A 26,644-nucleotide genomic window follows, 5' to 3' on the forward strand; every position below is an offset into this window, starting at 1 on the left:
GCACCCATTGTGTGCCGCCGGTGGCGGTGCCGCTGTTCGTGAGGCGGCTACTTCAGCCTGTCGTGGATCCGGGTGCGCAGGCCGGCCATCGAGAAGCCGCGCGGGTCGACCTTGCCGGGCTGCCACTCCCGGTGCCCGATGACCGAGGGGGCGTCCCAGCCGTGGAAGCGGCAGACCGCTGCCGCGGCCTTCTCGACGGCTTGGAGCTGGACGGCGGGCCAGGGGTCCTGTCCGTCGCCCAGATTCTCGCACTCGAAGCCGTAGAAGTGCCGGTTCCCGTCGGTGTTGGCCTCGTTGTCCGCAGGGAGGCGCTTCTCGGCGACGACGGCGCGCATGACGTCGTCGTCGCCGAGCCCGGCGTGGTGGGTGCGTCCGTAGCCGACCAGGTGGACCCGGCCGTCCTTGGTGATCACGCCGTGGCAGAGCGGGCCGGGGAGCCCCTCGTGGCCGTCCCGGCAGATGCCCACGGTGCGGGCGGTGCCTCCGGTGACGGTGTGATGGATCATCACCCCGTGCACCGGTCCCCAGGGGCCCTGGCGGTTGCGGTTGTGCGTACGCCGGTCGCCCACGTGGACGACGGTGAGCCCTTCGTCCTGCAGGGCCCTGAGGAAGTTGCTCGCGGACATGGGTGAGGACATGGCCGACTCCTTCGGTACGTGAGGAGCGTGTCCCTACCGTGCTTGTACCGGAATCCAATGTTCCGGTCTACCTGTTCGGACGGTGTGCGAGCCGATCCGGACAGTGCCGCGAGCAGGCGGTGGGTGGTCAGGCCTGTGCGAGCCACAGGTCGGGGCCGAACACCTCGTAGTGGATGTCGGCCGCCGCCACGCCCTTGGAGAGCAGCTGGGAGCGGACGGCGCGCATGAAGGGCAGGGGGCCGCAGAGGTAGGCGTGGGTTCCCGGGGCGATCCCGAGGTCCGTCAGGTCGACCGTGCCGGCGCGCTGCGCGGGGAGGCCGGGCTCGGGGGTCTCGTACCAGAAGTGCGCGGTGCCGTCCCGCAGCTTGCCGGTGAGCAGTGCGTGGTCGGCGCGCAGGGCGTGGTCGGCGGGCGACCGGTCGCCGTGCACGACGGTGACGGGGGAGCCGTGTCCGTCGGCGGCCAGGGCCTCCAGCATCGACAGGATCGGAGTGCAGCCGATGCCTGCGGAGGCGAGGAGCAACGGTGCGTCCCCGTCCTCGATCACCAGGTCGCCGTACGGGGCGGAGACGCGCAGCCGATCACCCTCGCGGACGTGCGCGTGCAGGTGCCGGGACACCTCGCCGTCGGGGGTGCCTTCGCCCCGCACCCGCTTGACGGAGAAGGAGCGCAGGGTGGATCCCGGTGCGCAGGAGAGGCTGTACTGGCGTATCTGGTGGGCCCCGTCGGGGAGTTCCACCTGTACGGAGACGTACTGGCCGGGGCGGAAGCCGGGGGCGGGCGTACCGTCGGCCGGGACGATCCGGAATGTGGCCACGTCCTCGGTCTCCTCGGTCCGTGAACTCACCGTCCACTCGCGCCACACGTCGCCCGCCTCGACGCCCTGTTGTGCGTACAGCCGGTTCTCGATGGCGACCAGGGCGTTGGCCATCAGCCAGTAGACCTCGTCCCAGGCTGCGGCGACCTCGGGGGTGACCGCGTCGCCGAGCACCTCGGCGATGGCGGCGAAGAGATGGGTGTGCACGACCTCGTACTGCGGGGCGGTGACGCCCAGGGAGGCGTGCTTGTTGGCGATGCGGCTCAGCATCACGTCGGGGCGGGTGTCCGGGTGTTCGATCAGGTGGGCGGCGAAGGCCGCGATGGAGCCCGCGAGCGCCTGACGCTGGGTACCCGAGGCCTGGTTGCCCCGGTTGAACAGGTCGTTGAGCAGCTCCGGGTGGGCGTCGAAGAGCTTCTGGTAGAAGAGGTCCGCGATGTCACCTATGGCCGCCCCGACGGCGGGCAGGGTGGCTCGGACAGTGGCGGTCGACGTCTCGGAGAGCATCGATGACTCCTCGGGTGTGGAAGAGGTGCGGATGAAGGCGACTGAAATTGGTATCTCAGATGCACATTTTTGGGCGGCGGTCGGTGCGCGCGGTGGGGGTGCGCGCGGTCAGGTGGGGGCGGGGCGGCCGGTACTGATACCGATCAGCAGCGGGCCGGTGGGGGAGGAGACGAGATCCGCGACCGTGATCGGGTCGAGTGAGGCGTAGAAGGCCTCCTCGGCCAGGTGGAGCGCGGAGCGTAGCCGGCAGGCGGAGCGCAGCGGGCAGGGGGTGTCCCCGTCGCAGTCGACGACCTCGCCCGGGCCTTCGAGCTGTCGCACGAGTCCGCCGATGGACGCGGACCGGCCGGCTTCGGTGAGGGCGAGTCCGCCTCCGCGGCCGCGTCGCGCGTCGACCAGCCCGAGATGCTGGAGGCGGGCGACGACCTTGGCCGCGTGGGTGTAGGGCACCTGCATGGTGGCCGCCACCTCCCGGGTGGTCGGCGGGTCCTCGCTCCCCGACGCGACGGCCAGGCGCATGAGCACGCGGAGCGCCACGTCGGTGAATCTCGTCAGCCGCATGTGACGCATCCTAGATAAGTTGCATTGGTGATGCAAATTAAGAAGTGCGCACGGCGGCGCAGGGCAGCGTGCCCCGGCAGGAGCCCGATTAGTCACACTCTTTTGTGTAATAGCGCTCCGAGTCCTCCTGCTGACAGGCTTCTTCCGCAGGTCAGTCCATGATCGAGAGGATGTCGGATGTCCGTTGGTGAAGAGGTTCGCGACACGCAGCAGCCGCCGCAGCAGAGTCTCGGTACGGCAGCTGCGCGGAACCTCGCGACGACGACCAAGTCCGCCCCGCAGATGCAGGAGATCAGCTCCCGGTGGCTGCTGCGCATGCTGCCGTGGGTCCAGGTGCAGGGCGGCACATACCGCGTGAACCGCCGGCTGAGCTACTCGGTCGGGGACGGCAGGGTGACGTTTGTCCAGACGGGCGACCAGGTGACGGTCATTCCCGCAGAGCTCGGCGAGCTGCCCGCCCTGCGGGACTTCGGGGACGAGGAGGTCCTGGCGGAGCTGGCGCGCAGGTGCGAGCAGACCGAGGCGGGCCCCGGTGAGGTGCTCGCCACGTCGGGCGACGCGGCGGACCGTGTCTACCTGCTGGCCCACGGCAAGGTCGAGAAGGTCGGCTCCGGGCCGTACGGCGACGAGACGGTGCTCGGGGTCCTGGCCGACGGCGCCTACTTCGGTGACCACGCGCTGGTCCACGGCGATGCGGCATGGGAGTACACGGCCCGTGCCGTGACCGCCTGCACCCTGCTCACGCTGCGGCGTTCGGACGTGCTCAACCTGGCCGACCGCGCCGACTCCCTCAGGGACCACCTGGCCGGGCTGCTCGCCATTCCGCACCAGCGCACCAACGGCTACGGAGAGGCGGCGATCGACCTCTCGGCGGGACATGTGGGCGAGAGCGTCGTCCCGCACACCTTCGTCGACTACGAGTCGGCACCGCGCGAGTACGAACTGAGCGTCGCCCAGACGGTGCTGAAGGTCCACAGCAGGGTCGCCGACCTCTACAACCAGCCGATGAACCAGACCGAGCAGCAGCTGCGGCTGACGGTCGAGGCGCTGCGCGAGCGCCAGGAGCACGAGCTCATCAACAACCGGGAGTTCGGGCTGCTCAACAACTGCGATTACGGGCAGCGGCTCCAGCCCCACGACGGGGCACCCGGCCCCGACGACATGGACGAGCTGCTGTCGCGCCGACGCGGGTCGAAGCTGTTCCTCGCCCATCCGCGGGCCATCGCCGCCTTCGGCCGCGAGTGCAACAGGCGCGGACTGGTGCCGGAGCGCGTGGAGGTCGGCGGACACCACGTGCCGGCCTGGCGCGGGGTCCCGATCTTCCCGTGCAACAAGATCCCTGTCACCGACGCCCGCACCACGTCGATCATCTGCATGCGGACCGGTGAGGCGGACCAGGGTGTCATCGGGCTGCAGCAGAGCGGTATCCCGGACGAGATCGAGCCGAGCCTGTCGGTCCGGTTCATGGGCATCGACGAGCAGGCGATCATCTCGTACCTGGTGACGGCCTACTACTCCGCGGCCGTGCTGGTGCCCGACGCCCTCGGAGTCCTGGAGAACGTCGAGGTGAGCCGCTGGCGGTAACCCTCCCGGGGCCCGGGCGGCCGGCCGCCCGCCCGGGCCCCGTACGCGCAGGCCGCCACCAAGGTGCCTCCGTGGCGCCCGGAAGGAGTGACCGTGACCATGACGAGTACGGACGCCGCGACCGAAGGACACGAGGCTGCCGCGCTCCTGGAGCGCACCCGCAGCATCGTCGATCCGCATCTCCGCGCGGCCGTGGAATCGTTGCCCGGGGGCATACGCCGGGTCGCGATGTACCACTTCGGCTGGCAGAACGCCGACGGAAGCCCTGCCTCCGGGCAGGCAGGCAAAGCCATCAGGCCCGCGCTCGTCCTGGCCGCCGCCCGCGCGCTGGGCGGCGACCAGGAAGCGGCGATGCGGGCAGCCGTCGCCGTGGAGCTGGCGCACAACTTCACGCTGCTCCACGACGACGTCATCGACGAGGACGCCACCCGCAGGCACCGGCCCACGGCCTGGGCCGTGTTCGGTGTGCCGGACGCGGTCATCACGGGCGACGCGATGCTCGCCCTCGCCCAGCGGATGCTGGCGGACGACCCGCACCCCGAGTCCGGCCGGGCCTCGGCGCGGCTCTCCACCTGCATCATCGAGCTGTGCGCGGGACAACAGGCCGACTGCGCCCTGGAGGAGCGCGGCCCCGACGACGTCACACTCGACGAGTGCCTCACGATGGCCACCGCGAAGACCGGTGCCCTGCTGGGCTGTGCCTGTGCGCTCGGCGCGCTCTACGCGGGAGCGGGGGAACGGGCGGCCGGGGCCATGGACGGCTTCGGCAGGGAGGCGGGACTCGCCTTCCAGCTCATCGACGATCTGATCGGCATCTGGGGGGACACCGCCCGCACGGGCAAACCGGTCGGGGCGGATCTGGCGGCCCACAAGAAGTCCCTGCCGGTGGTGGCGGCCCTCACGTCGGGTACACCCGCGGCAGTGGAGCTCGCCGCGCTCTACCGGGGCGCCATGGACACCCCGGGCGAGGTGAGCCGGGCCGCGGACGCGGTCGACCGGGCGGGCGGCCGTGACTGGGCACAGATCTGCGCGGCGGACCGGATGGCCCGCGCCGTCCATCATCTGTCCCGTGCGGTGCCCGATCCGGCCGCAGTCGGCGACCTGCTGGCCCTCGCGGAGTTCGTCACCCGCAGAACACACTGAGAGCCACCGGTCTGTGACCGACGCCCCGGTTCAACTCTAGGATCCCGTAAGTCGGTTGGGATCACTTCCACAGGGGTCGATGGGGGCGGGGCGCATGGGCGTACGCGTACGGCGGGGGGACGGGCGGGACAGGGATCAGGTCGTGCGGATCCTGGAGGAGGCCTTGCACGACGATCCGGTCAGCAGTTGGGTCTTCCCGGACGAGGAACACCGGCGCGCGGTGCACGGGACGTTCCTCGGGGTCTTCGCCGACATCACGCTGGCGGGAGGCCGTATCGACCTGCTGGAGGACGGCACGGCCGCGGCACTCTGGTTCTCCGTGCCCGCGGGCGCACCCGAGGGGGACGGGGACGCGCCCGCACGCATGCGGGAGGCCTCGGACCCCGACAACGAACGGGCCGAGCTGGTGGGGAGGCTGACGGGCGCGGTCCATCCGCACGACCGGGCACACGAGTACCTGCTGCTGATCGGCGTCTCCCCGGAGCGCCAGGGGGAAGGGATCGGGGAAGCGCTGATCAGCGGGGTGCTGGAGCGATGCGACCGCGAGGGGGTCCCGGCCTATCTGGAGGCGAGCAGCGAGCGCAGCCGCGGCCTCTACGAGCGGCTCGGTTTCACCTTCGTGGGGCGGACCGTCGACCTTCCGGACGGGCCTTCCATGTGGCCCATGTGGCGCGAGCCGCGGAACGGCTGATCGGCACTCAGGCGAAGGGCACGGAAGGGGAGGGCGCCACAGGGCGGGCACCGGACACGGGCTACAGTCCCTGCTCATGACAGATGAGTCGTGGGCAGGCTGGTACCGGGACCGTCATGGTTCCGCGGCCGTGATTCTCACCACGGACGGACAGCAGCTCCGCATCCGGGTCAGGGATACCGACTTCGAGGGCGTGAGCTTCGACGGTCTGTGCCCCGTGGCCGGCGTACCGCCCGAGAAGGGTGTGTTCGACCTGGTCGACGGCGCGCTCAGTGACTGCGTACTGGAGTGGGACCTCCCGATCCCGGTGCTCGTCTCCGGCACCCTTCGCCAGGCCACGCTCAGCTGCCTGCTGTCCCTGCGCCGCGCGGACCCCGATCTGTACCTCGCGCTTCACCTGGACGGGGCGGTGTACGAATCCAACCGCGCCGAGGGCGACTTCGCGGCCGCGCTGGCCACGGTCCAGCGCATCCTCCCGCCGGGCATACACCTGCAGACCTGTATCGCCTGTGCCTTCTCCGACTACTTCCCCACGCCCCTGCGCGGTCTCTCCGGCGGACTCGCCTGTTTCCGCGGGGCGAAGGACGCGTACCGCGACGCGGCGGGCGGCGGTGATGTCGCCGACCTGTGGGAACGGCGGACGGGATTCGTCCAGGAGATATGGAGCTGCAGGGAGTTCGAGCCGCGTCCGGCGGAGGGGGCGGGCACCGGTCACCGGGGCGCCTTCCCGCTGGAGCTCGCCTGACGGCGTCCCCGGCATGCCGGTGGGGCCGCTCCGGGGCAGGAGCGGCCCCACCGGTGCCGGTCAGGAGGTGGCTGCGGCGAGAGCGGCCGCGAAGCCGTTCTGCCAGAGGTAGTTCACCCGCGAGCGCTCGTTGGCGTTCGGGTAGGCGTTCGTGCAGGAGGTGCCGGGGCCGCCGCCCGACATGAGCTCGCTGCACGGGCCGGTGTAGTGGTCGGGCAGCCCGAGCACGTGCCCGGTCTCGTGAGCCGTGACCCGGGTCGAGTTGTACTGCTGGTTCTGGGCGTAGTCGAGGAAGATGTAGCCGCTTCCGTGCCCGTCCGTGCTCGCGTACGAGCCTCGTGAGTCGTTGCCCTCGTAGTAGGCGAAGTCGGCGTTCGAGCCCTCCTGCAGCTTGACGTTGCTGACCGAGCTGTTCCAGATGCTGGTGCTGCTCGCTATCTGGCTGCGGAACCTGGGGGCGTTCGTGGTGCTGTAGACGACGGTGACGGCCTGGACGCCCGGCTTGGCGGCGCGCTTCTCGGCGACCGACTTCATCACGGCGTCGAAGAAGGCCTTGTTGGCGGCGGCGTTCTCGCTCGAACCGGCGTACGCGGCATAGCCGGCCTGCGCGGTGGAGACGGAGGCGGAGGGTGCGACAGGAGCCGGTGCGGCGGCGACCGCCGGGGTGGTGCCCAGCGCGGCGGCGAGGCCGAGACCGAGACCTGCCACGGCCGACATGATGGCTGTCCTGGGGTGTCTCACGGGGGTTCTCCAACCTGTCCGATGAACCCCGTCCGGCGACCGGACGGGGAACGGGTGGGGGGTACGGACAGAGTGTCGGGCCCGACGGTGCTCCGGCGGATGATGTCAACCGGCGATAACGCCGCCCTATCGCCCCCACAGAAACCGCACAGCACCGGCACACGCGGGTCGCCCCAACACCCCCTGAATCGGTGCGTTTAGTGGGGTTGCGCCATCTGGTGCCCGGTGTGCGAACAGCCATACGCTCGGCGTCATGGAGCTGGAGGTGAGGCACCTCAAGGCGCTCTGCGCCATCGCCGACACGGGCAGCCTGCACCAAGCGGCCCGGCGGCTGGGCGTCAGCCAGCCCTCGCTGACCACCCAGCTCCAGCGGATCGAGAAGTCGATGGGCGCGGAGCTGTTCCGCCGTGAACGGACCGGCTGCCGCCCCACCCTGCTAGGACGCGCCGTCCTCAGCCGGGCCCGCCCCTTGGTGGACGGCATGTCCGCACTCGTCGGTGCGGCGATGGCGGAGGCCGAAGCCGCCCGGTCCGGTGGCCCTCGTCTGCGCATCGGGTCCACCGCCAGCCGGGTCATCGGCGGCTGGCTGCGCAGGCTGCGGGTGCGCCTGCCGGGGACCGACATCTCGCTGCGGGTCGATGTCTCGGCCCGCGCGCTGCTGGGCGCGGTGGCGGCCGGCCGGCTGGACGTGGCCTTCGTGCACGAGGTGGAGGGCTGTCCGCTGCCCGTTCCGGACGGCCTGCGGCAGCGTGTACTCCTGGACCGTGAGCCGCAGTTCATCTCCCTGTCCCGCGACCATCCGGCGGCCGGCCGTTCCGTGGTGGACCTCGACGACCTGGCCACCGACCGCTGGATGGTCGACCCGTCGGTGGACGGCGAGTGGGACGGGGTCCGCCGGGTCCTGGGCGCCGCCGGCCTCGATCCGCCCGTGCTGCACGGCGACTACCTCACGGCGGCCTCGCTGGTGGTGCTCGGCGAGGCGGTGGCCCCCTGCCAGCCCACGTCGGGTCCACGCGACGACATGGCGATCCGTCCCCTGCGCGGCGATCCGCTGGCCGTGCGGCTTCTGCTGGTCTCCCGGCCGGGCGCGGACACGGACGCCGTGTACGGGGAGCTGGAGGCGGCCTACCGTGAGGCGGCCGGGCGGGCGGCGGACTACCACCGGTGGCTGCTGCGCCATCGCAGCCCTCTCGCACACCTGCCCTGACTCTCCCCGCAGGAGTCCGGCCGCCCGGGAAAGTTCCCCGTTCTGCCGACAGCGAGGCACCGTTTTCCGGACAGGTCCGCACGGGCAGGACCACTCCATGAAGATCTTGATGCTGGGCGGCACGGAGTTCGTCGGACGAGCCGTCACCGACGCGGCGCTCACCCGGGGAGCGCAGGTCACCGTGTTCCACCGGGGCCGTCACGCGCCACCGCCGGGCGTGCGCGCGCTGACCGGTGACCGAACGACGGGCGAGGCGGGCCTCGCCGCCCTGGCCGAGGGCACGTGGGACCTCGTCGTCGACACCTGGAGCGGCGCGCCCGCGGCCGTCCGGGACGCCGCCAGGCTGCTGTCCGGCCGGGCCGACCGCTTCGTATACGTCTCCAGCCGCTCCGTGTACGCCGCTCCCACCCCGGCCGGACTGACGGAGGACGGGCCGCTGGTGACCGGCGCCTCGCCCGACGCGGGAGCGGACGTTCCGTACGCCCTGGCCAAGCGCGGCGGGGAGCTGGCGGCGCTGGACGCCTTCGGCGACCGGGCGCTGCTGGCCCGGGCCGGCCTGATCCTCGGTCCCGGGGAGAACGTGGGCAGGCTGCCCTGGTGGCTGAACCGGGTGGCCCGGGGCGGCCCGGTGATCGCGCCGGGCCCACCGGACGCCGGGCTCCAGTACATCGACGCCCGCGACCTGGCGGAGTGGCTGCTGGACGCCGCGGCGGACGGCCTGGGCGGGGCGTACAACACGGTCAGCCGTCCCGGGCACACCACCATGGGGGAGTTGCTCGACGCCTGTGTCCGGGCCACCGGTTCCGGGGCCGAGCTGCGCTGGACCGATCCGGAGGTCCTCCTCGCGGCAGGTGTCGAGCCCTGGACGGATCTGCCGGTCTGGCTGCCCGCCGGGGAGCTCCACGACACCCTGCACCGCGGCGACACCCGGAAGGCGCATGCGGCGGGACTGCGCTGCAGACCCGTCGGTGAGACGGTCGCCGACACCTGGTCATGGCTGTGTGAGCTGGGTGGCACGGCGCCGCAGCGGCCGGACCGGCCGGCGCTCGGCCTTGACGCGCGGACCGAGGCGAAGCTCCTCGCGGCGCCCGGAAGCGCTTAGCGTGGCCCGATGACCAGAGAACTGCTGCACCTCACCGAAGCGCCCCTGTGGGAGGCCGCCCGCGCGACCGGGACGTACGAGATGTCCACCCGTGGCCGCACCGTGCACGAGGAGGGATTCATCCACTGCTCCCTGCCGCACCAACTGCCCGGCGTGGCCCGGGCCCTGTACGGGGACGACGGCGGTGGTCTGGTGGTGCTGGTCATCGACCCCGGCCGGCTCCGGGTCCCTGTGCGGTACGAGGCCCTGACACCCGGCGGCGAGGAGTTCCCGCACATCTACGGGCCGCTTCCGGTGGACGCCGTGGTGGAGGTGCGTCCGTGGTCCTCCCCCGTGACCACGAGCCGGGAGAACGGTGAGGCGCTGTGAACGGCCCGCTCATCGCGGTGACGGGCGCGGCCGGCGCGGTGGGTGGCCGGGTGGCGCGGCGGCTCGCCCGTGTCGGCGTCCCCGTGCGGCTCCTGGGCCGTGACCCCTCCAGGCTGCCCTCGCTGCGCGGCGCGGTCGCCGCACCGCCCGCTCCGTACGGGGACGGCGAGGCGATGCGCCGTGCCCTCCACGGCGCGCACACCCTGTTCCTCGTCTCCGCGCACGAGAGCCCCGACCGGGTGCGCGAGCACATCACGGCGGTGGACGCGGCCGTCGCCGCGGGCGTCGAACGGATCGTGTACGTGTCCTTCCTCGGCGCAGCACCGGACGCCACGTTCACCTTCGCGCGCGACCACTGGCACACCGAGGCGCACCTGCGCATGGTGGACGTGCGCCACACCTTCCTGCGCGACGGCTGGTACCTGGCGGGACTTCCCGCGATGACGGGCGCCGACGGTGTCCTGCGCGGACCGGGCGGCGACGGACGGGTCTCCGCCGTGGCGCACGAGGACATCGCCGACGCGGCGTCAGCCGTGCTGCTGGAGGAGGGGAGAGGCCACGACGGCATGACGTACGACCTCACAGGGCCTGAGGCGTTCACCCTCGCGGAGGCGGCCGAGGAGCTGAGCCGCCGCACCGGCCGCACCGTCCGCTATGTCCCCGAGACCAGGGAGGAGGCCTACGCCTCCCGTGCCCATTACGGCGCCCAGGACTGGGAGGTGGCCGGCTGGGTCACGTCGTACGAGGCCATCGCGGCGGGGGAGCTGGCCCCGGTCTCGAACGCCGTGCCCGCCCTCACGGGGCACCCGGCCAAGAGCCTGGCCGCCTACCTCCGGGAGAACCCGGACAGCTACCGCCACCTCCTCCCGGGTGCCTGACCGGGCGGGGCGGGGTCGGTCCCTCGGCAGGGCTCCGGCCGCCGGCGCGCGTACTGGGGACCGGTCCGGATCCGGCCCGGCTCGGCCGCCCGCCGGTTCGCCTGCCTGCCTGCCTCGCCCCGGCTCCGGCTCGTATGCCCGGGCTGTGCATGGGCCTGAGCCTGGGCCCATGCACGGGCCCGTGGACCCATGGTCGGACAGGCATCGCTTCCCTAGTGTCTATGCGGGTAGATAGTGGCGGTGCCCACTACGAACGCACGCCTTGTGAAGTGCCCACTTCGACGACACGTGCCCGACCAGCAGCCCTGAGGGAGCGAACATGTGTGGTTCCTGCGCAACGGCGGCCGAGGCGACAACCGCGGAAGAGGCGGGGCCGCACGGCGGACCGTCCCGCCGCGGCCTGCTGGCCGGGCTGGGGCTCGGTCCGGGTCTTTCCGCCGTGGGTCTGCCGGCCGGAGCCACGACCGCCTTCGCGGACACGGCTTCCGCCGTCTCCAAGGCCGAGGCTGGGGCGGTGTCGGCCTCGGCGAAGAACGGCCGATGGGCCAACCCAGCCTTGGGCCGCTTCCCCAGCGGCGGCCACTACGGTGCTCCGCGGGGCGGTGCCGCACACGCCGGTCAGGACGTCTCGAACTCGACGGGCACCGGGGTCTACGCGGCAGCCGCCGGAACGGTCGTCCGCCGTTCGTGGGGAGGCGGCCTCACCGGCCGGACCGGTAACGCGCTGGTCATCTCGCACGGCGGCGGCCAGTACACCTACTACGGTCACCTCAACGCCTACCGGGTCGCGCTCAACGCCACGGTCGCCGCCGGCCAGCGCATCGCGGACATGGGAGCCACCGGGAATGTGACGGGGCCGCACCTGCACTTCGAGACGCATTCGGGAGGGCTCGGCGCCACGGTCGACCCGGTCACCTTCCTGGCAGTCCGGGGCGTGGACCTGGGCGGCGGATGGCCCAGGATCGATCCCGGCGCGAGTGGCAGGACGGTCGTCGTCATCCAGTACCTCATGACGCAGCGCGGCTACGGCCTGGTGGCCGACGGGCAGTACGGCACCGTCTCGTCCGACGCGGTCAGGCGTTTCCAGAAGGCCAAGGGCCTGGTGGCCGACGGTCAGGTGGGCCCGGCGACCTGGCCGCATCTCGTCTACACCCTGCGCCAGGGCAGCAGTGGTTCCCACGTCAGGGCCCTGCAGAACGCGCTGAACAGGCGCAGTGCCGGTGTGGCGGTCGACGGTACGTTCGGCGCGGTCACGGCGACCGCGGTGCGCACCTACCAGGGCGTCAACCGGCTGGTCGCCGACGGCGAGGCGGGTCCGGTGACCTGGCAGGCGCTGGTCGGCTGACGCCGGTTGTCGGACCCCGGGCTATCTTGCTGCCATGGCGAACTACGTATTGGCGGCGGGTGCGTGGCTCGGGGCGTGGGCGTGGGACGACGTGGTTCCCGAGTTGCGCGCGGCCGGGCACGGCGCCCACCCGGTGACGCTGTCCGGCCTCGGCGACAGGAAGGGTCGCCCGGCCGGGCAGCGGACCCATGTCCAGGACATCGTGGGCGAGGTGGAGGGCCGTGATCTCCGCGACGTCGTTCTCGTCGGCCACAGTTACTCCGGGATCCCCGTGGGCCAGGCCGCCGAGAGGATCGGCGACCGGCTGGCCCATGTGGTGTTCGTCGACTCGGTCGTTCCGGCGGACGGTGAGTCGTTCGCCTCGCGCTGGTGGCAGGGCAGCCGGGCGCTGGAGGACGCGATCGTCGCGAACGGCGGCTTCTGGGCGCCTCCGACCGCCGCCGAGTGTGACGGCCAAGGGCTCACCGGGCAGCAGATCAGACGGTTCGTCAGCGGTGCGACACCGCACCCCGGCGCCACGCTGACCGAACCGGCCGTGCTGGAGAGGGACCTCGGCGAGCTCACCGCGACCTACGTCAAGTGCCTGCTCGACGGACCCGAGCCGTCCGACGACGTGGCCGCTCTGCTGACCGGGAAGCGCTGGCGGCTGGTCGAGACGGACACCGGCCACTGGCCGATGTTCTCCCGGCCGCGCGAGCTGGCGCGGATCCTGCTGGAGGCGGCCTCGACGGCCTGAACAGGTTCAGGGCGCGGACCGGAGGCCGGTCGTCCGGTGAGCCCCGCCCGACCGTGAAGCCGACCGACGCCGGGCGAAAACGAGCGACGCCGACCGTGAAGCCCGGCGACGCCGGGCGTAGTCGAGCGACGCCGGGCGAAACCGGGCGACGCCGGCCGCGAAGCCCGACCGGAAAAAGCAGACCGCACCCGGTCTGTGGGGCGCCGTTGTCGGCGTTCCCCGGACCGGGTGCGGACAGTCCTGCGATCCGACCGACCCCGCTGAAGTGCGGGTCGGAGGGCCCGAATCGGGATCAGGCCTTCTTGGTCTCCCAGAAGATCTTGTCGATCTGGGCGATCAGGTCGAGAGCCTTCTGGCCCGTGGCCGGGTCGTTCGAACCCTTGGCCGCGGAGAGTGCCTTCAGGGTGTCGTTGACGAGCTGGTGCAGCTCGGGGTACTTCTCGAAGTGCGGCGGCTTGAAGTAGTCGCTCCAGAGCACCGAGACGTGGTGCTTCGCGAGCTCGGCGCGCTGTTCCTTGATCAGAACGGCGCGCGTGCGGAAGTCCGCGTCCTCATTGGCCTGGTACTTCTCCTGGACGGCCTTGACGGACTCCGCCTCGATGCGGGCCTGGGCCGGGTCGTACACACCGCAGGGCAGGTCGCAGTGGGCGCTGACCTTCACCTTGGGGGCAAACAGGCGGGAAAGCATGGAGCTGTCCTTCCTCGTGATCGTCTTCTCAGGTGGGACATTACTCCGTGGGAGGCCGCTTTCAGCGGCTGCCCCATGGGCTTAGGACAAAAGTCCAGGGTGAAGACGGGACCGGTGGCCGAATGCGCGGAGCGCCGCGCACGGCGGTGTACTGGAGGATGGACCGGGAGGTGCCACGGATGCCGGAGCTGACGCAGGGGCAGGGGCAGGGGAACGGGCGGGCGGCGCGAGGGTCGTTCCAGGTGGTGGAGGTGACAGGGCCGTCCATGGTGCCCACGCTCTACCACGGGGACTGGCTGCTCGTGCAGCACGGGGCGCCGGTACGCCCTGGGGACGTGGTGATCCTGCGTCATCCGTTCCAGCAGGACCTGCTGGTGGTGAAGCGGGCCGCCGAGCGGCGCGGCAGCGGCTGGTGGGTGCTCGGCGACAACTCGTTCGCGGGTGGGGACAGCACGGACTACGGGGCCGTGCCCGAGGAGCTCGTACTGGCCCGGGTGCGGGCCCGCTACCGGCCGCTGAGGAAGGATCAGCGCTCGGTGCTCGGGGTGCTGGGCTGGGTGGTGGGCGCGCTGCGTCCCGTGTCCTCGGAACGTTCCGTCTCCAGGCGTTTGCGGGCGCGGTAGGCCGCCACGTTGGCCCGGGTCGCGCAGCGGTCCGAGCAGTAGCGCCGTGAGCGGTTGGTGGACGTGTCGAGATAGGCGTTGCGGCAGGGTGCCGCCTCGCACAGGCCCAGCCGGTCCACGCCGTGCGAGGTGAGATGGAAGGCGAGGCCCATCGCCGCGATCGCGGCGAATCCGGCCGTCGCGTTCGACGGATGGTCGGCCAGGTGCATGTGCCAGTCCGGCTTGCCGTCCGCGTCGCGGGTGTCGTGGCCGGAGACCTGGGGACTCACCGGGAACTCAAGCAGCAGAGAGTTGAGCAGGTCCACCGCCAGCGTCTCGTCGCCGTCGTCCGCCGCCTGGAAGACCGCCCGGAGCCGGGCCCGTACGGACCGGAAGCGGGTCACGTCCGCGTCGGTCGCGCGGCGGGCCGCCTGGGCGTTGGCGCCGAAGAGGTCACGCACCGACTCGACCGTGGTGAGGGAGTCCTTGTTGCGGGCCGGCTCCTCGGTGTTGACCAGACGCACGGCGTAGTCCGAGTAATAGGCCAGTTCCACTTGTAGTCCTTACGGCGTCGGTCTATGGTCGGTGTGCGGCCAGTGTAATGGGTGGTCGCCACCATCGGGTATTACTTGGAGGTTCGGGTGACGGAGACGGAGACGGGCACCGACTGGCAGTCCTGGCAGCAGAGCTGGGACCGCCAGCAGGAGTGGTACATGCCGGACCGCGAGGAGCGGTTCCGGGTGATGCTGGACATGGTCGAGGCCGTGGTGGGGCCCGAGCCGAGGGTCCTCGACCTGGCGTGCGGTACGGGAAGTATCACGGACCGGCTCCTCACGCGGTTCCCGAACGCGACCAGCGTCGGCGTCGACCTCGACCCCGCGCTCCTCGCGATCGCCCGCGGCACCTTCGACGGCGACGGCCGGGTCACCTTCGTCACCGCCGACCTCAAGGACCCCGACTGGCCCACACTGCTCCCTCACGCCTCGTACGACGCCGTCCTCACCGCCACGGCCCTGCACTGGCTGCACAGCGAGCCGCTCACCGCGCTCTACGGGCAGATCGGGCGGCTGGTCCGGGACGGCGGGGTGTTCATGAACGCCGACCACATGATCGACACCGACACCCCCCGCATCAACGCCGCCGAGCAAGCCCACCGGCACGCCGCCAGGGACCGCGCCCGGGCCGCCGGCGCGCTCGACTGGGCCCAGTGGTGGGCCCTCGCCGCCGAGGACCCGGTCCTCGCGGCACCGACGGCCGAGCGCTTCAGGATCTACGGCGAACACGCGGACGGCGACATGCCCTCCCCGCGGTGGCACGCCCGCACCCTCCGTGAGGCGGGCTTCGGGGAGGCGCGCGCCGTCTGGTCCTCGCCGTCGGACAGCCTGGTGCTCGCGGTGAAGTAGGGCGGACGGAGCGGAAACAGGAGAGGGGCGGCCACGGCCGCCCCTCTCCCACGTCCGGCCGTCGCCGCAACCTGTCGCCCGCCCCGGCGCACTGGAAGGGTGAGACGGTCCGCACCCGCGGGCCGGGAGAGGGGGTGCCGACGATGCGGACCGATGGCGATGCCGCGCTGTACGCCTGCGTCGAGGCCCGACGCACCGCGCTGTACCGCAGCGCCTACCTGCTGTGCGGTGACCGGCACGAGGCCGAGGACCTGGTCCAGACGACGCTGGTCGTCAAGCAAGTAGGGGCGCACATACGGAGAAGGGCGGTACGGGCCCGAGGCCCGTACCGCCCTTCTCCGTACCGCCGACGGTCTACAGCACCTTGGACAGGAAGGACTTCGTCCGGTCGTGCTGCGGGTTCGTCAGTACGTCGCGCGGGTGGCCCGACTCGACCACGACACCGTCGTCCATGAAGACGAGGGCGTCGCCGACCTCGCGGGCGAAGCCCATCTCATGGGTGACGACGATCATCGTCATGCCGTCCTCGGCCAGCCCGCGCATGACGTCCAGGACGTCGCCGACCAGCTCCGGGTCGAGCGCCGACGTCGGCTCGTCGAAGAGCATCAGCTTCGGCTCCATGGCCAGGGCGCGGGCGATGGCCACCCGCTGCTGCTGTCCGCCGGAGAGCTGGGTCGGGTAGTTCTTCGCCTTGTCGGACAGGCCGACCCGGTCCAGGAGCTGCTCGGCGCGGGCCCGGGCGACGGCCTTCGCCTCGCCCTTGACCTGGATCGGGGCCTCCATGACGTTCTCGAGGGCCGTCATGTGCGGGAACAGGTTGAAGCGCTGGAAGACCATGCCGATGTCCCGGCGCTGCAGCGCGACCTCGCTGTCCTTGAGCTCGTAGAGCCTGTCGCCCTTCTGCCGGTAGCCGACCAGGTCGCCGTCGACGTACAGCCGTCCGGCGTTGATCTGCTCCAGGTGGTTGATGCACCGCAGGAACGTCGACTTGCCGGAACCGGACGGACCGATCAGGCAGAAGACCTCACGCGGGGCGACCTCCAGGTCTATGCCCTTGAGGATGTGCGCGGCGCCGAAGGACTTGTGTACTCCCTCGGCCTTCACCATGGCGGTCATGCGGAAACACCCCCCGAGGGACGGTTGCCGAAGGCGGCGAGGTTGACCTTGACCCGCTGGAAGGGGGTGAGCGGAAGGCTGCGCAGACTGCCCCGGGCGTAACGGCGCTCCAGGTAGTACTGGCCCACGCTGAACACACTGGTCATCACGATGTACCAGATCGAGGCGACGAAGAGCATCTCCATCACCGCGTACGAGGTGGAGCCGATCTGCGAGGTGGAGCGCAGCAGCTCGTTGTACGTGACCGCGTACACCAGCGACGAGGTCTTCAGCATGTTGATGAACTCGTTGCCGGTCGGCGGGATGATCACCCGCAGCGCCTGCGGGAGCACCACACGGCGCATGGTCTTCGCCTGGGTCATGCCCAGCGCGTGCGAGGCCTCGGTCTGGCCCTCGTCCACCGACTGGATGCCCGCGCGGACGATCTCCGCCATGTACGCGGCCTCGTTCAGTGCGAGTCCCAGCAGGGCGCACATGAACGGGGTCATCACGTCGGTCATCTCGTCCTTGTAGACGAACGGGATGTTGAGGACCGGGAAGACCAGCGCCAGGTTGAACCAGAGGAGCAGCTGCACATAGACCGGGGTGCCGCGGAAGAACCAGATGTAGAGCCAGGCGACCCAGCTGGTCACCGGGTTCTTCGACAGGCGCATGACGGCGAGGACCACGCCCAGGGCCACACCGAGGGCCATGGCCAGCACACTGATCAGCAGTGTGCGGCCGGCTCCCGCCAGGACGGCGTCGTCGAACACCTTGTCCTGGACCGCCTGCCACTGGATGTTGCCCTGCGAGAAGGCGTACACGAGGCCGACGAGCAGCCCCACGACGACCACGGCGCTGATCCAGCGGCCGTAGTGGCGTACGGGAATGGCCCTGATGGTCTCCGGTGCGATGGTGGTGGCCTTGGAGACGGAGGCGACGGCGGCCGATGGGCCGCCGGGCACCTTGTCGAGCTTGTCAGTCATGGTGACTGCCCTTCGGTGGTGGCGCCGGTTACTTGCCGCCGTTGACGGCGGCCTTGTCGATCGCTCCGGTGCCGGCGCCCCACTTGTCGAGCACCTTCTGGTAGGAACCGTCGGCGATGATCGCGTCGACGGCCTCCTTGAGCACGTCACGCAGCTCGGTGTTGTCCTTGTTCACGGCGATACCGAAGGGGCCGGCGTCGACCTGCTCACCGACGACCTCGAAGTCGTTGCCGCCACCGGCCTTGCGGGCCATGTCCACCGCGACCGGGTAGTCGTTGACACCGGCGACGGCGCCGCCCGACTTCACGCGGGTCTGGGCCTCGGTGTCGTTCTCGAAGGACTCGATCGTGATGGCCTTCTCGCCGCCGTCCTTGCAGGCCGCGGACTGCTTCTTCAGTGCCTCTTCGTACGTGGTGCCGCGCTGGACCGCCGCGACCTTCCCGCACAGGTCCTCGATGGACTTGATGCCCTCGGGGTTGCCCTTCTTGGTGTAGACGGCGGTGCCGGCCAGGAAGTAGTCGACGAAGTCGACGCCCTTGCCGAGCTTCTTGCCCTTGTCGTCCAGGCCCTCCTGACGCTGCTTGTTGTCCGTGATGGACGACATGGCGATGTCGTGGCGGCCGGTGTTCAGGGCGGTGATCAGGCCGTCGAAGGAGCCGGAGGTGAACTCGAACTTCACGCCCAGCTGCTTGCCGAGGGCCTCGGCGATGTCGGGGTCGACGCCGACGATCTTGCCGTTCTCGACGGACTCCATCGGGGCGTACTCGGCGTTCGTACCGACCTTGATGACGCCGGACTTCTGGTACTTCGCCGGGAGTTTGCCGAAGAGCGGGGCGTCGTTCGTGGACGCGGTGTCGCCGCCGGTCTTCGTCGACCCGCTGTCGGTCTGGTCGCCGCAGGCGGTCAGCAGCAGGGTGCCCGCGACCGCGACTGCGCAGACCGCGGCAATCCGGGACTTCGCGGTCTTACGACAGGTCGTGCTTGCGGTCATGATCGGAATCCTCCGGCGGTGAGGGGGGGCTGGTCAGGTGGGTACGCACGCACCTTCGAGTGTTGCCACCATGTGTGATTAGGACATCTTGCCATTCGGACTAGTCCATTTAGGTCCCCCGGAATGTCAAAATCGGGTAACGGGCAACCGCCGATCCCCAACGGGCTGGTAGTGCAGGGCCGGACCATCTGTTGAGATTCGAGCTTTCCTCCGGAGAATCTCCGGTGCATCTCGATCCGCGGACGACCTTTATGCCTCTTAGTGGACTTGTCCGAATATTCAGCTATGAGTCATGTCACCGCGTCGATATGGACTCGTCCGAGGCACAGTCCGTCGGGTAAAAAAGACCTTTACACCCCTCATCAGGGGCTCAGGGCGCGTGTGCGGCGCGCCCGCGCGTACGTACATCCCCTGCGGGGCGGCCCAACCGTTCAGTGCCGGGAACGTACGCGGTGCCCGCCCACCCCTCCTCAACCAGGAGTGGCCACCCTCAAACGATGAAGACTTAAGGGGTCAACACAATGGCAGCGGAGATCGTCAATCCTCGCAGCGACAGCAAGACGCACGGTGCGGCCGGTGCGGACGACATCAGCGGTGCGGACGAGCCCTTCGATCCGGCGTTCGCCCTCCACCGCGGCGGGAAGATGGCCGTGCAGGCCACTGTCCCGATCCGGGACAAGGACGACCTGTCCCTCGCGTACACGCCCGGCGTGGCCAAGGTGTGCAGCGCCATCGCCGAGAATCCCGAGCTCGTCCACGACTACACCTGGAAGTCGCAGGTCGTGGCCGTCGTGACGGACGGCACCGCCGTGCTGGGCCTGGGGGACATCGGTCCCGAGGCGTCCCTCCCGGTGATGGAGGGCAAGGCGATCCTCTTCAAGCAGTTCGGTGGTGTCGACGCGGTGCCGATCGCACTCGCCACGACCGACGTGGACGAGATCGTCGAGACCGTCGTGCGGCTGGCGCCGTCCTTCGGCGGCGTCAACCTGGAGGACATCTCGGCACCCCGGTGCTTCGAGGTCGAGCGCCGGCTCCAGGAGCGGCTCGACATCCCGGTCTTCCACGACGACCAGCACGGCACGGCCGTCGTGACGCTCGCGGCCCTGCGCAACGCGGCGAAGCTGTCCGGCCGCACGCTCGGTGATCTGCGCGGTGTCATCTCCGGCGCCGGTGCGGCTGGTGTGGCCATCGCGAAGTTCCTGCTGGAGGCGGGCATCGGTGACATCGCCGTCGCCGACCGCAAGGGCATCGTCAGCCGGGACCGCGACGACCTGACGGACGTCAAGCGCGAACTGGCGGAGCTCACGAACAGGGCGGGCATCTCCGGTCCTCTGGAGACGGCTCTCGCGGGCGCCGACGTGTTCATCGGTGTCTCCGGCGGTACGGTCCCCGAGCCGGCTGTCGCCTCGATGGCGCCCGGCGCGTTCGTGTTCGCCATGGCCAACCCGAACCCCGAGATCCATCCCGACGTCGCGCACAAGTACGCGGCCGTGGTGGCGACCGGGCGGTCGGACTACCCGAACCAGATCAACAACGTGCTGGCGTTCCCCGGCATCTTCGCCGGTGCCCTGCAGGTCCGGGCCTCCCGGATCACCGAGGGCATGAAGATCGCCGCGGCGAACGCCCTGGCGGACGTCGTCGGGGACGAGCTGGCCGCGGACTACGTGATCCCGTCGCCGTTCGACGAGCGGGTCGCTCCGGCCGTCACCGCGGCGGTGGCCGCGGCCGCGCGGGCCGAGGGAGTGGCGCGGCGCTGATGCCGTGGGGCGGGGCGGTGAGGGGGCCGGCAGGGTCCGGCCCCGTCACCGCCCTTTTCCCTGTCCGGGATCCCGGCGGCGCAGGCACGTCCCGGCTGGGGCGTGTGTCACACCATCGGACGGTTACGTCACGGGGCGTCACGGCCTATCGTCATGGCCATGTTCGCCGCCTATGCCGCACGTATCGACCGTGACCAGCCCCTCGACGGCCTCGAGCTGGGCGAACGCCCCGCGCCCGGGACGCGGCCAGGCTGGACCACCGTCCAGGTCAGGGCCGCCTCCCTCAACCACCACGACCTCTGGTCGCTGCGCGGTGTGGGCCTCGGAGAGGACAAGCTGCCCATGATCCTCGGCTGCGACGCCGCGGGTATCGACCAGGACGGCAACGAGGTCGTCCTGCACTCCGTCATCGGACAGACGGGGCACGGGGTCGGCCCGGCCGAGCCGCGGTCCATCCTCACCGAGCGCTACCAGGGCACCTTCGCCGAGCAGGTCACCGTACCCAGCTGGAACGTGCTGCCCAAGCCGAAGGAGCTCACCTTCGAACAGGCCGCCTGCCTGCCGACCGCCTGGCTCACCGCGTACCGGATGCTGTTCACCAACGCGGGTGTGCGCCCCGGCGACTCGGTCCTCGTGCAGGGGGCCGGCGGCGGTGTCGCCACCGCCGCGATCGTGCTCGGCAAGGCCGCCGGGCTGAGGATGTTCGCGACCAGCCGGGACGAGGCCAAGCGCAGGCGCGCGGTCGAACTGGGTGCCGTCGAGGCGTACGAGTCCGGGGCGCGGCTGCCGCAGCGCGTCGACGCCGTCATCGAGACCGTCGGGGCCGCCACGTGGTCCCACTCGGTGAAGTCGCTGCGGCCCGGAGGCACGCTGGTCATCTCCGGGGCCACCAGCGGCGACCGCCCCTCGCACGCCGAACTGACCCGGATCTTCTTCCTCGAACTCAAGGTCGTCGGTTCCACGATGGGCTCCAAGGACGAGCTGGAGGACCTGCTGGCCTTCTGCGCGGCCACCGGTGTCCGGCCCGTCATCGACGAGACGCTGCCACTGGACAGGGCCCGCGAAGGATTCGAACGGCTCGCTGCCGGGGACCTCTTCGGGAAGATCGTGCTCACCGTCTCGTGACGCCCCCGCCGGAACTGCGGACTCCCGAGGGGCTGTCGCTGCGCCCTTGGCGGCCGTCCGACGCCCCGGCCGTGCTCCGGGCCTTCACGCCGGCCGAGACGGCCCGCCAGGCGGGCCGCCCCGTCACGAACCGGGCCGAGGCGCTGGAGTGGATCGCCGAACGGGATGCGGCCAGGACGGCGGGCACCGGATATGCGTGGGCCGTCGTCAGGGACGGTGCGGCACTCGGCTGCGTGGCCGTGACCGCCGTGAACCACGTCCACGACACCGGCTGGATCTCCTACTGGACCACCGAGGCCGCCCGCGGTGCGGGAGTGGCGGCGGCGGGAGTGCGGGCACTGGCGCGGTGGGCCTTCGACGACCTGGGGCTGTACCGCCTGGAGCTCGGCCACCGGACGAACAACCCGGCCTCCTGCGCGGTGGCCCGGCGGGCCGGCTTCGCGGCGGAGGGCATCGAGCGGGGGAAGCTCCGCTACGGGGACACGCGGTACGACGTGGAGCGCCATGCCCGCCTGGCCGCCGATTCTGTCAACATTGGTTGACGCGAGGTGTGTGTCAACGTAGATTGACATCATGACCGAAGCAACGGATCTCGCCGCACGCGCCGGTGACCGTGACCCGCGCGTCGGGCTGCGGGCGGTCGCCGCGCTGCGGCGGCTGCTGGAACAACTCGAAGCCGTACAAGTCAGGAGCGCCCGCGTCCAGGGCTGGTCGTGGCAGGAAATCGCTGCCGAGCTGGGTGTCAGCCGGCAGGCCGTGCACAAGAAGTACGGGAGGCATTGATGTTCGAGCGATTCACCAAGGGGGCCCGGGTCGCGGTGACGGGCGCGGTGGCCCACGCCGAGCGGGCAGGGGCGAACTCGGTCACCGAGGAACATCTGCTGCTCTCGCTGCTGGACCAGGAGGGCGGCCGGTCCTCCTTCGCGGTCGCCGCACTGGGCCTCACCGACCGCCGCGCTTCGATGGCGGCGTCGCTCACCGAGGCCCGGCGTCGCGGAGGACTCACCAAGGCGGACGAGGAGGCGCTGGCCGGTATCGGTATCGACGTCACCGAGATCGTCGCCAAGGTCGAGGGCGCGCACGGGCAGGGCGCTCTGGCGGGCGCCCGCGGGAGCCGCCGGAGGTGGTCGGGACGCCGCGCGTTCACCGCCGGTGCGAAGAGCATCCTGGAGAAGTCCCTGCGCATCGCCCTCGGTCGTGGTGACCGCTACATCGGCGAGGAGCACGTCCTGCTGGCCCTGACCGCCTGCCCGGGCGTGGTCGCGGACGTGCTCGCGGAACACGGTGCGACGTATACGACCGTGGAGCGGGCGCTGTACGGAGCCGGGGGAGAGGGCCAGGCCAGGGCGAGCTGATCCTGCCCAGGCGGCCGGTCGGGGCGAGCCGATCAGCCCCGGCGGTCGGCGGTGAGCTGATCCGCCCGGCAGCCGGGTGCCGAACCCATCCGACCGCGGGTGTTGAACCTCGGCCCGGGGCATGGGCCGACCCGTCCCGGCAGCCGGGTGGCGATCCGCCGCAGGACCGGGGTGCTGAACCTCGGCCCGGGCCATGGGGCTGACCTCAGCGCAGGGGTGAGCTGGTCCGCCCCCGGCTCGGGGCGGGGCGGACCATCCGGCGGAAAGCGGTCGATCTGCCCGGCCGCATGGGTCGGCCCACCCCTGGTCCGGGTGGAGTCGGTCCCTTCGGCCGGGCAGACGGCCCGGGAAGGCGAACCGCACCCCCGGATGCCCCGCCTCGCGCCGATGCCGGCGGACCCGTTGCCCCGGACCGCATGGGCAACGGGACCGCATGGGCAACGGGACCGCGCGGACAACGCGGTGTCAGGGCTTCTTCGGCGTCGTGCCGCCCTTCGCCGGGTCACCGGCTCCCCGCAGCAGGCGGTCCAGCTGGGTCGCCGCCGTGGCCAGGTGGTGCCGGGCCTCCGTCAGCTGGGTCTCGGTGACACCACGGTCCCGCGCCGCGTCCCGGACGTCGTCACGGAAACGGTCCAGCAACCGGTCGAGATCGCGGGCCGGATCGCCCGTGGGAGCCGTGTCCACGGCCCACTCGACGTCCGGAGCGGCAGGATCGGGCCTGGTGTACGAAGGCCAGCTGCCGGTCCTGGCGAAGCCGCCGAGCTGGCCCGTGATCTCGGCCAGCCCCTCCCGCACACCCGTGGGCCAGTCGCCGCGCGCGAAATGCTCCTGCACCTGGCGTGCCGCGTTCTGCATCTGCTCGCGTGCCTTCTCGTGGGCCTCCTGGGCCTGGCGGCGGGCCTGCTCGGCGTCCTCACGGGCGCGGCGGGACTCGTCCTTCGCCCGGCGTGCCTGCTCCTTCCATTCCTGCTTGGCCTTGCGCAGCTCCTCCTTCGCCGTGCGCCACGCCTCGCTGTTCCCCAGGTCGGACTCCCAGCCGCTCTTCCCGGTACTTCCGTCGTGACGGGATTCCGAGGCCGCCGCCCGCATCTCGCTGCGCAGCTTGCCCGCCGCGCCGCGTACGTCGTCGCGGATCTCGGCGGCCAGCTCGGAGACCGACTCGCGGATCTCCAGCTCCAGATCGGCCAGCTCACCGCCCCGGCCCGCCAGCTCGGCCCGCCCGGCGTCGGTGATCGAGTAGACCTTGCGGCCCCCCTCGGTGGCATGTGTGACCAGGCCTTCGGCCTCCAGCTTGGCCAGGCGGGGATACACGGTGCCCGCCGACGGGGCGTAGAGACCCTGGAAACGCTCCTCCAGGAGCCGGATCACCTCGTAGCCGTGGCGCGGGGCCTCGTCCAGCAGCTTGAGGAGGTACAGACGCAGGCGTCCATGGGCGAATACGGGAGGCATGTCAGAGCACCTTTCCGGTTGATTCGGCGGCGTGCGGGTCGTCCTCCGCCGGTGGGCGGCGCAGCAGGGCGATCGAGCCGGAGACGGTCGTCGCCCTCAGCTTCCCCGTGCCCGCGCCGAGCGTGCCCGTGATCTTCTTCGCGCCCCACTGGCCGCCGACGCGCAGATCCTCGAACGCGTTGGAGACCGCCCCGCTCGCGGTGTTCGCCTCGACCTTCGCGTCGGCCGGGTGCGGCAGCCGGATGGCGATCTCGCCGGAGACCGTGGTCAGCCGGATGTCGGTGGGCTTCGGGGACGTGTCGAGGTCCAGCACCATGTGGCCGCTGACGGACTCCGCCCGCACCGACGTGCCCGCGCCGTCGACGACCGTCAGGTCGCCCGACACCGACTGGAAGTGGAGGTCACCGGTGACGGCCTGGGCCTCCAGGCTTCCGGCGACGGTCTCCGCCCGGACCACGCCCGAGAGCCCCACCAGGGTGGTGTCGCCCGTGATTCCGCGCAGCTCGGTGCGCCCGCGGATCCCCGAGACGACGGCCCCGGCGCCGATCACACCGACCTCCACCGTCGAACCGGCCGGCACGGCGAGCGAGACGACGGCGCTGCGGCGCGGACTCTTGCGGTCGAGCCAGGTGAGGAACCCCTTCCAGGGCAGGTCCTCGTAGGCGACGGTGAGGGTTCCGTCCCGCTGGGTCACGATCAGGGGCGGGCCCTCGACTTCGGAGACCTCCAGCCGGGCGCTCGCCCCGTCGGTGCCGACGACATTGACCGTGCCGTTGACGACGCGCACGTTGAGCGCCGTCACGGGGGTGTCGACGGTGAGTTTCTGGGGTTCGGCGACGGTCCACGTGGACTCAGGCATGCGATCCGACCTCCGGGGACGGGCGTGGGCGCGACGCAACATATCGCGTCTTGTGAGAACACGATATATCGCGGATCGAAGAAGTCAAGGGGGATGTGGGCGGCGAGATGGAGGTGGACGAAACCCGCCATACGTGGGTGAATTGCCCTAGCGTAGGCACCATGACCGCGACTTCCGTGGGTGCTCTGCTCCTGTGCCGGGCCGACCCCGAGACCGTACGGCCCCTGGCCCATCTGCTGCAGGAGCGCATGCTGCTCACCCCGGCCGGGGAAGGCTGGAGCGCCCTCGTCCCCGAGGGGAAGCCCTGGCGCCACGACGGCCACGACGGCCACGGCGGCGCGGGCCACGGCAACGGTGACGCGGCGGGTCGCGAGGGCGCCGAGCCCGTCGACCGGGTCCTCGGAGGCTGGGCCACCGCGCTCGCGGTGGGATCGGCCTGGCCGGTGCTCGCGCTGTGGTGGGACGGCGAACGGGCCGGATTCACGCTCGCCGCGGGCTTCCGCCGTCCGGTCGGCTACATCTGGCTGGCGGACGGCACCCCGGCCGGTGAGGACGAGGCCATGCGTACGTTCGCCATCCGGCTGGGTCTCGACCCGGTCCTCGATGTGCAGGCCCTGGAGGCCCTCACCCGGGAGGACCCGGGGGCGGACGCCGACGCCCGGTTGCGCGGACTGCTGGCCGTCCTCACCCGCACCGGAGTGTCCCTGCCGCCAGGCCTCACCCCCGGCGAACCGGCCGACCGGCTGCGCGCCGCCGCCGGTGCGCACCGGGAAGCGGAACTGATCGAGTGGGCCGGGTGGCACGATGCCGTGCGGGTGGAGCTCGACGCCGTGGAGAGCGGCAGCCTCGGCCCCTGGATGCTTGGACCGCGCGCCCGTGCCGTGGCCGCTGTGCAGGTCGCCGCAGGGCTGCCGCTCACCCTGTGGGGTGCCCGGCGGCGCAGCGGGGGCTGGATCGCGGCGGGCCTGGTCCTGCTGGCGCAGGGCGCGCTGGGCCTCGCGTACAACCGGTTCAGGCGCGAAGCGGAGGGTGCGCGGCGGTCCGGGCGGTGACTACTCGTCCTCGTCCTCGTCGTCCAGCCGGGCCAGCCAGGTCGCCAGGCGCTCGACGGGCACCTCGAAGTCGGGGTTGAGGTCGACGAACGTACGCAGCTGCTCGGCGAGCCACTCGAAGGTGACCTCCTCCTCGCCGCGCCGCTTCTCCAGTTCCTCGATGCCACGGTCCGTGAAATACATGCCTGTGCTCGCTCCGGGTGGGGACGGTAGTTGTT

General features: G+C 71.2%; 30 protein-coding genes and 1 pseudogene. 19 read left to right on the plus strand and 12 right to left on the minus strand.

Features of this window, described 5'->3' with window-relative positions; all coding sequences use genetic code 11:
- Positions 1 to 47 precede the first annotated feature (47 nt).
- From OG524_RS24615 to OG524_RS24625, 3 genes are all read right to left on the minus strand, one after another.
- Positions 48 to 638 (minus strand): N-acetylmuramoyl-L-alanine amidase, encoded by a 591-nt coding sequence (locus tag OG524_RS24615; RefSeq protein WP_405388691.1) that lies wholly within the window; start codon positions 636 to 638, stop codon positions 48 to 50.
- Positions 639 to 765: 127 nt separating this feature from the next.
- Positions 766 to 1,962 (minus strand): globin domain-containing protein, encoded by a 1,197-nt coding sequence (locus tag OG524_RS24620; protein WP_405388690.1) that lies wholly within the window; start codon positions 1,960 to 1,962, stop codon positions 766 to 768.
- A 108-nt stretch (positions 1,963 to 2,070) separates the two neighbouring features.
- On the minus strand, positions 2,071 to 2,523 hold the full coding sequence (locus tag OG524_RS24625; protein WP_405388689.1) for an RrF2 family transcriptional regulator: 453 nt from the start codon (positions 2,521 to 2,523) through the stop codon (positions 2,071 to 2,073).
- Between the two features lie 177 nt (positions 2,524 to 2,700).
- Here OG524_RS24625 and OG524_RS24630 point away from each other — a divergent pair, with 177 nt between their 5' ends.
- The 4 genes from OG524_RS24630 to OG524_RS24645 all read left to right on the plus strand — a co-directional run bounded on the left by OG524_RS24630 (position 2,701) and on the right by OG524_RS24645 (position 6,686).
- Entirely contained in the window at positions 2,701 to 4,107 is a 1,407-nt protein-coding gene (locus OG524_RS24630) for a family 2B encapsulin nanocompartment shell protein (protein ID WP_405388688.1), read from the plus strand.
- A gap of 99 nt (positions 4,108 to 4,206) precedes the next feature.
- A complete protein-coding gene (locus tag OG524_RS24635; protein ID WP_405812496.1) occupies positions 4,207 to 5,250 on the plus strand; it encodes a family 2 encapsulin nanocompartment cargo protein polyprenyl transferase in 1,044 nt (347 codons plus the stop codon).
- Between the two features lie 94 nt (positions 5,251 to 5,344).
- Entirely contained in the window at positions 5,345 to 5,941 is a 597-nt protein-coding gene (locus tag OG524_RS24640; RefSeq protein WP_405388687.1) for a GNAT family N-acetyltransferase, read from the plus strand.
- 76 nt (positions 5,942 to 6,017) lie between these two features.
- Positions 6,018 to 6,686: a DUF6304 family protein gene (locus tag OG524_RS24645; RefSeq protein ID WP_405388686.1), complete on the plus strand. Its 669-nt coding sequence runs from the start codon at positions 6,018 to 6,020 to the stop codon at positions 6,684 to 6,686.
- A gap of 60 nt (positions 6,687 to 6,746) precedes the next feature.
- Here the strand turns inward: OG524_RS24645 and snpA are convergent, their stop codons facing one another.
- A complete protein-coding gene (snpA, locus tag OG524_RS24650) occupies positions 6,747 to 7,403 on the minus strand; it encodes a snapalysin (protein ID WP_405388685.1) in 657 nt (218 codons plus the stop codon).
- A 277-nt stretch (positions 7,404 to 7,680) separates the two neighbouring features.
- Between snpA and OG524_RS24655 the strand changes: the two genes are divergently transcribed.
- The 6 genes from OG524_RS24655 to OG524_RS24680 all read left to right on the plus strand — a co-directional run bounded on the left by OG524_RS24655 (position 7,681) and on the right by OG524_RS24680 (position 13,064).
- Positions 7,681 to 8,634 (plus strand): LysR substrate-binding domain-containing protein, encoded by a 954-nt coding sequence (locus OG524_RS24655; protein WP_405811679.1) that lies wholly within the window; start codon positions 7,681 to 7,683, stop codon positions 8,632 to 8,634.
- A gap of 97 nt (positions 8,635 to 8,731) precedes the next feature.
- Positions 8,732 to 9,736, plus strand: a complete 1,005-nt coding sequence (locus OG524_RS24660; protein WP_405811680.1) for an NAD-dependent epimerase/dehydratase family protein — start codon at positions 8,732 to 8,734, stop codon at positions 9,734 to 9,736.
- 9 nt (positions 9,737 to 9,745) lie between these two features.
- Positions 9,746 to 10,105: a DUF952 domain-containing protein gene (locus tag OG524_RS24665; protein ID WP_405388682.1), complete on the plus strand. Its 360-nt coding sequence runs from the start codon at positions 9,746 to 9,748 to the stop codon at positions 10,103 to 10,105.
- Positions 10,102 to 10,983, plus strand: coding sequence for an NAD(P)H-binding protein (locus OG524_RS24670; RefSeq protein ID WP_405811681.1), 882 nt, complete (start codon positions 10,102 to 10,104; stop codon positions 10,981 to 10,983). Before OG524_RS24665 ends, OG524_RS24670 begins: the two co-directional genes overlap by 4 nt.
- A gap of 319 nt (positions 10,984 to 11,302) precedes the next feature.
- Entirely contained in the window at positions 11,303 to 12,328 is a 1,026-nt protein-coding gene (locus OG524_RS24675; protein WP_405811682.1) for a peptidoglycan-binding protein, read from the plus strand.
- Between the two features lie 34 nt (positions 12,329 to 12,362).
- On the plus strand, positions 12,363 to 13,064 hold the full coding sequence (locus tag OG524_RS24680; RefSeq protein ID WP_405811683.1) for an alpha/beta fold hydrolase: 702 nt from the start codon (positions 12,363 to 12,365) through the stop codon (positions 13,062 to 13,064).
- A 292-nt stretch (positions 13,065 to 13,356) separates the two neighbouring features.
- Here OG524_RS24680 and sodN read toward each other — a convergent pair whose 3' ends face one another.
- Positions 13,357 to 13,752 carry a superoxide dismutase, Ni gene (sodN, locus tag OG524_RS24685; protein ID WP_033298259.1) on the minus strand — a complete coding sequence of 132 codons (396 nt, stop codon included), beginning with the start codon at positions 13,750 to 13,752 and terminating at the stop codon, positions 13,357 to 13,359.
- A gap of 179 nt (positions 13,753 to 13,931) precedes the next feature.
- Here sodN and sodX point away from each other — a divergent pair, with 179 nt between their 5' ends.
- Positions 13,932 to 14,375 carry a nickel-type superoxide dismutase maturation protease gene (sodX, locus tag OG524_RS24690; protein ID WP_405811684.1) on the plus strand — a complete coding sequence of 148 codons (444 nt, stop codon included), beginning with the start codon at positions 13,932 to 13,934 and terminating at the stop codon, positions 14,373 to 14,375.
- Here sodX and OG524_RS24695 read toward each other — a convergent pair.
- Positions 14,279 to 14,908: a CGNR zinc finger domain-containing protein gene (locus tag OG524_RS24695; protein ID WP_405388677.1), complete on the minus strand. Its 630-nt coding sequence runs from the start codon at positions 14,906 to 14,908 to the stop codon at positions 14,279 to 14,281. The two genes, sodX and OG524_RS24695, sit on opposite strands and share 97 nt — an antisense overlap.
- 87 nt (positions 14,909 to 14,995) lie before the next feature.
- Between OG524_RS24695 and OG524_RS24700 the strand changes: the two genes are divergently transcribed.
- On the plus strand, positions 14,996 to 15,757 hold the full coding sequence (locus OG524_RS24700) for a class I SAM-dependent methyltransferase (RefSeq protein ID WP_405811685.1): 762 nt from the start codon (positions 14,996 to 14,998) through the stop codon (positions 15,755 to 15,757).
- Between the two features lie 143 nt (positions 15,758 to 15,900).
- Positions 15,901 to 16,044: pseudogene (locus OG524_RS24705) on the plus strand (SigE family RNA polymerase sigma factor); the annotation flags it as partial.
- Between the two features lie 67 nt (positions 16,045 to 16,111).
- Here the strand turns inward: OG524_RS24705 and OG524_RS24710 are convergent.
- The 3 genes from OG524_RS24710 to OG524_RS24720 are packed head-to-tail and all read right to left on the minus strand — an operon-like array spanning position 16,112 to position 18,829.
- Complete coding sequence (locus OG524_RS24710; RefSeq protein ID WP_405388675.1) at positions 16,112 to 16,873, minus strand: amino acid ABC transporter ATP-binding protein; 762 nt, start codon at positions 16,871 to 16,873, stop codon at positions 16,112 to 16,114.
- Positions 16,870 to 17,838, minus strand: a complete 969-nt coding sequence (locus OG524_RS24715) for an amino acid ABC transporter permease (RefSeq protein ID WP_405388674.1) — start codon at positions 17,836 to 17,838, stop codon at positions 16,870 to 16,872. Before OG524_RS24715 ends, OG524_RS24710 begins: the two co-directional genes overlap by 4 nt.
- Positions 17,839 to 17,866: 28 nt before the next feature.
- A complete protein-coding gene (locus tag OG524_RS24720) occupies positions 17,867 to 18,829 on the minus strand; it encodes an ABC transporter substrate-binding protein (protein ID WP_405388673.1) in 963 nt (320 codons plus the stop codon).
- 521 nt (positions 18,830 to 19,350) lie between these two features.
- Here OG524_RS24720 and OG524_RS24725 point away from each other — a divergent pair.
- The 5 genes from OG524_RS24725 to OG524_RS24745 all read left to right on the plus strand — a co-directional run bounded on the left by OG524_RS24725 (position 19,351) and on the right by OG524_RS24745 (position 23,066).
- Positions 19,351 to 20,586, plus strand: a complete 1,236-nt coding sequence (locus tag OG524_RS24725) for an NADP-dependent malic enzyme (protein ID WP_405388672.1) — start codon at positions 19,351 to 19,353, stop codon at positions 20,584 to 20,586.
- A gap of 159 nt (positions 20,587 to 20,745) precedes the next feature.
- The gene (locus OG524_RS24730; RefSeq protein WP_405388671.1) at positions 20,746 to 21,711 is read left to right on the plus strand and encodes a zinc-binding dehydrogenase; all 966 of its coding nucleotides are present in this window, start codon (positions 20,746 to 20,748) and stop codon (positions 21,709 to 21,711) included.
- On the plus strand, positions 21,708 to 22,253 hold the full coding sequence (locus OG524_RS24735) for a GNAT family N-acetyltransferase (protein WP_405811686.1): 546 nt from the start codon (positions 21,708 to 21,710) through the stop codon (positions 22,251 to 22,253). Before OG524_RS24730 ends, OG524_RS24735 begins: the two co-directional genes overlap by 4 nt.
- A 31-nt stretch (positions 22,254 to 22,284) precedes the next feature.
- Entirely contained in the window at positions 22,285 to 22,494 is a 210-nt protein-coding gene (locus tag OG524_RS24740; RefSeq protein ID WP_014154112.1) for a sigma factor-like helix-turn-helix DNA-binding protein, read from the plus strand.
- Positions 22,494 to 23,066 carry a Clp protease N-terminal domain-containing protein gene (locus tag OG524_RS24745; protein WP_405388669.1) on the plus strand — a complete coding sequence of 191 codons (573 nt, stop codon included), beginning with the start codon at positions 22,494 to 22,496 and terminating at the stop codon, positions 23,064 to 23,066. Before OG524_RS24740 ends, OG524_RS24745 begins: the two co-directional genes overlap by 1 nt.
- A 465-nt stretch (positions 23,067 to 23,531) precedes the next feature.
- On the opposite strand, the gene OG524_RS24750 is transcribed toward OG524_RS24745, so the two are convergent.
- Positions 23,532 to 24,515, minus strand: a complete 984-nt coding sequence (locus OG524_RS24750) for a helix-turn-helix transcriptional regulator (protein ID WP_405811687.1) — start codon at positions 24,513 to 24,515, stop codon at positions 23,532 to 23,534.
- Between the two features lies 1 nt (position 24,516).
- Positions 24,517 to 25,374 (minus strand): DUF4097 family beta strand repeat-containing protein, encoded by an 858-nt coding sequence (locus tag OG524_RS24755; RefSeq protein ID WP_405811688.1) that lies wholly within the window; start codon positions 25,372 to 25,374, stop codon positions 24,517 to 24,519.
- A 161-nt stretch (positions 25,375 to 25,535) separates the two neighbouring features.
- On the opposite strand from OG524_RS24755, the gene OG524_RS24760 reads away from it, so the two are divergent.
- Positions 25,536 to 26,426 carry a hypothetical protein gene (locus tag OG524_RS24760; protein ID WP_405811689.1) on the plus strand — a complete coding sequence of 297 codons (891 nt, stop codon included), beginning with the start codon at positions 25,536 to 25,538 and terminating at the stop codon, positions 26,424 to 26,426.
- Here OG524_RS24760 and OG524_RS24765 read toward each other — a convergent pair whose 3' ends face one another.
- Entirely contained in the window at positions 26,427 to 26,609 is a 183-nt protein-coding gene (locus OG524_RS24765; protein ID WP_003961784.1) for a DUF6104 family protein, read from the minus strand.
- Positions 26,610 to 26,644 lie beyond the last annotated feature (35 nt).

It is taken from the genome of Streptomyces sp. NBC_01520 (genome assembly GCF_045040375.1).
In the GTDB taxonomy this organism is placed as follows: domain Bacteria; phylum Actinomycetota; class Actinomycetes; order Streptomycetales; family Streptomycetaceae; genus Streptomyces.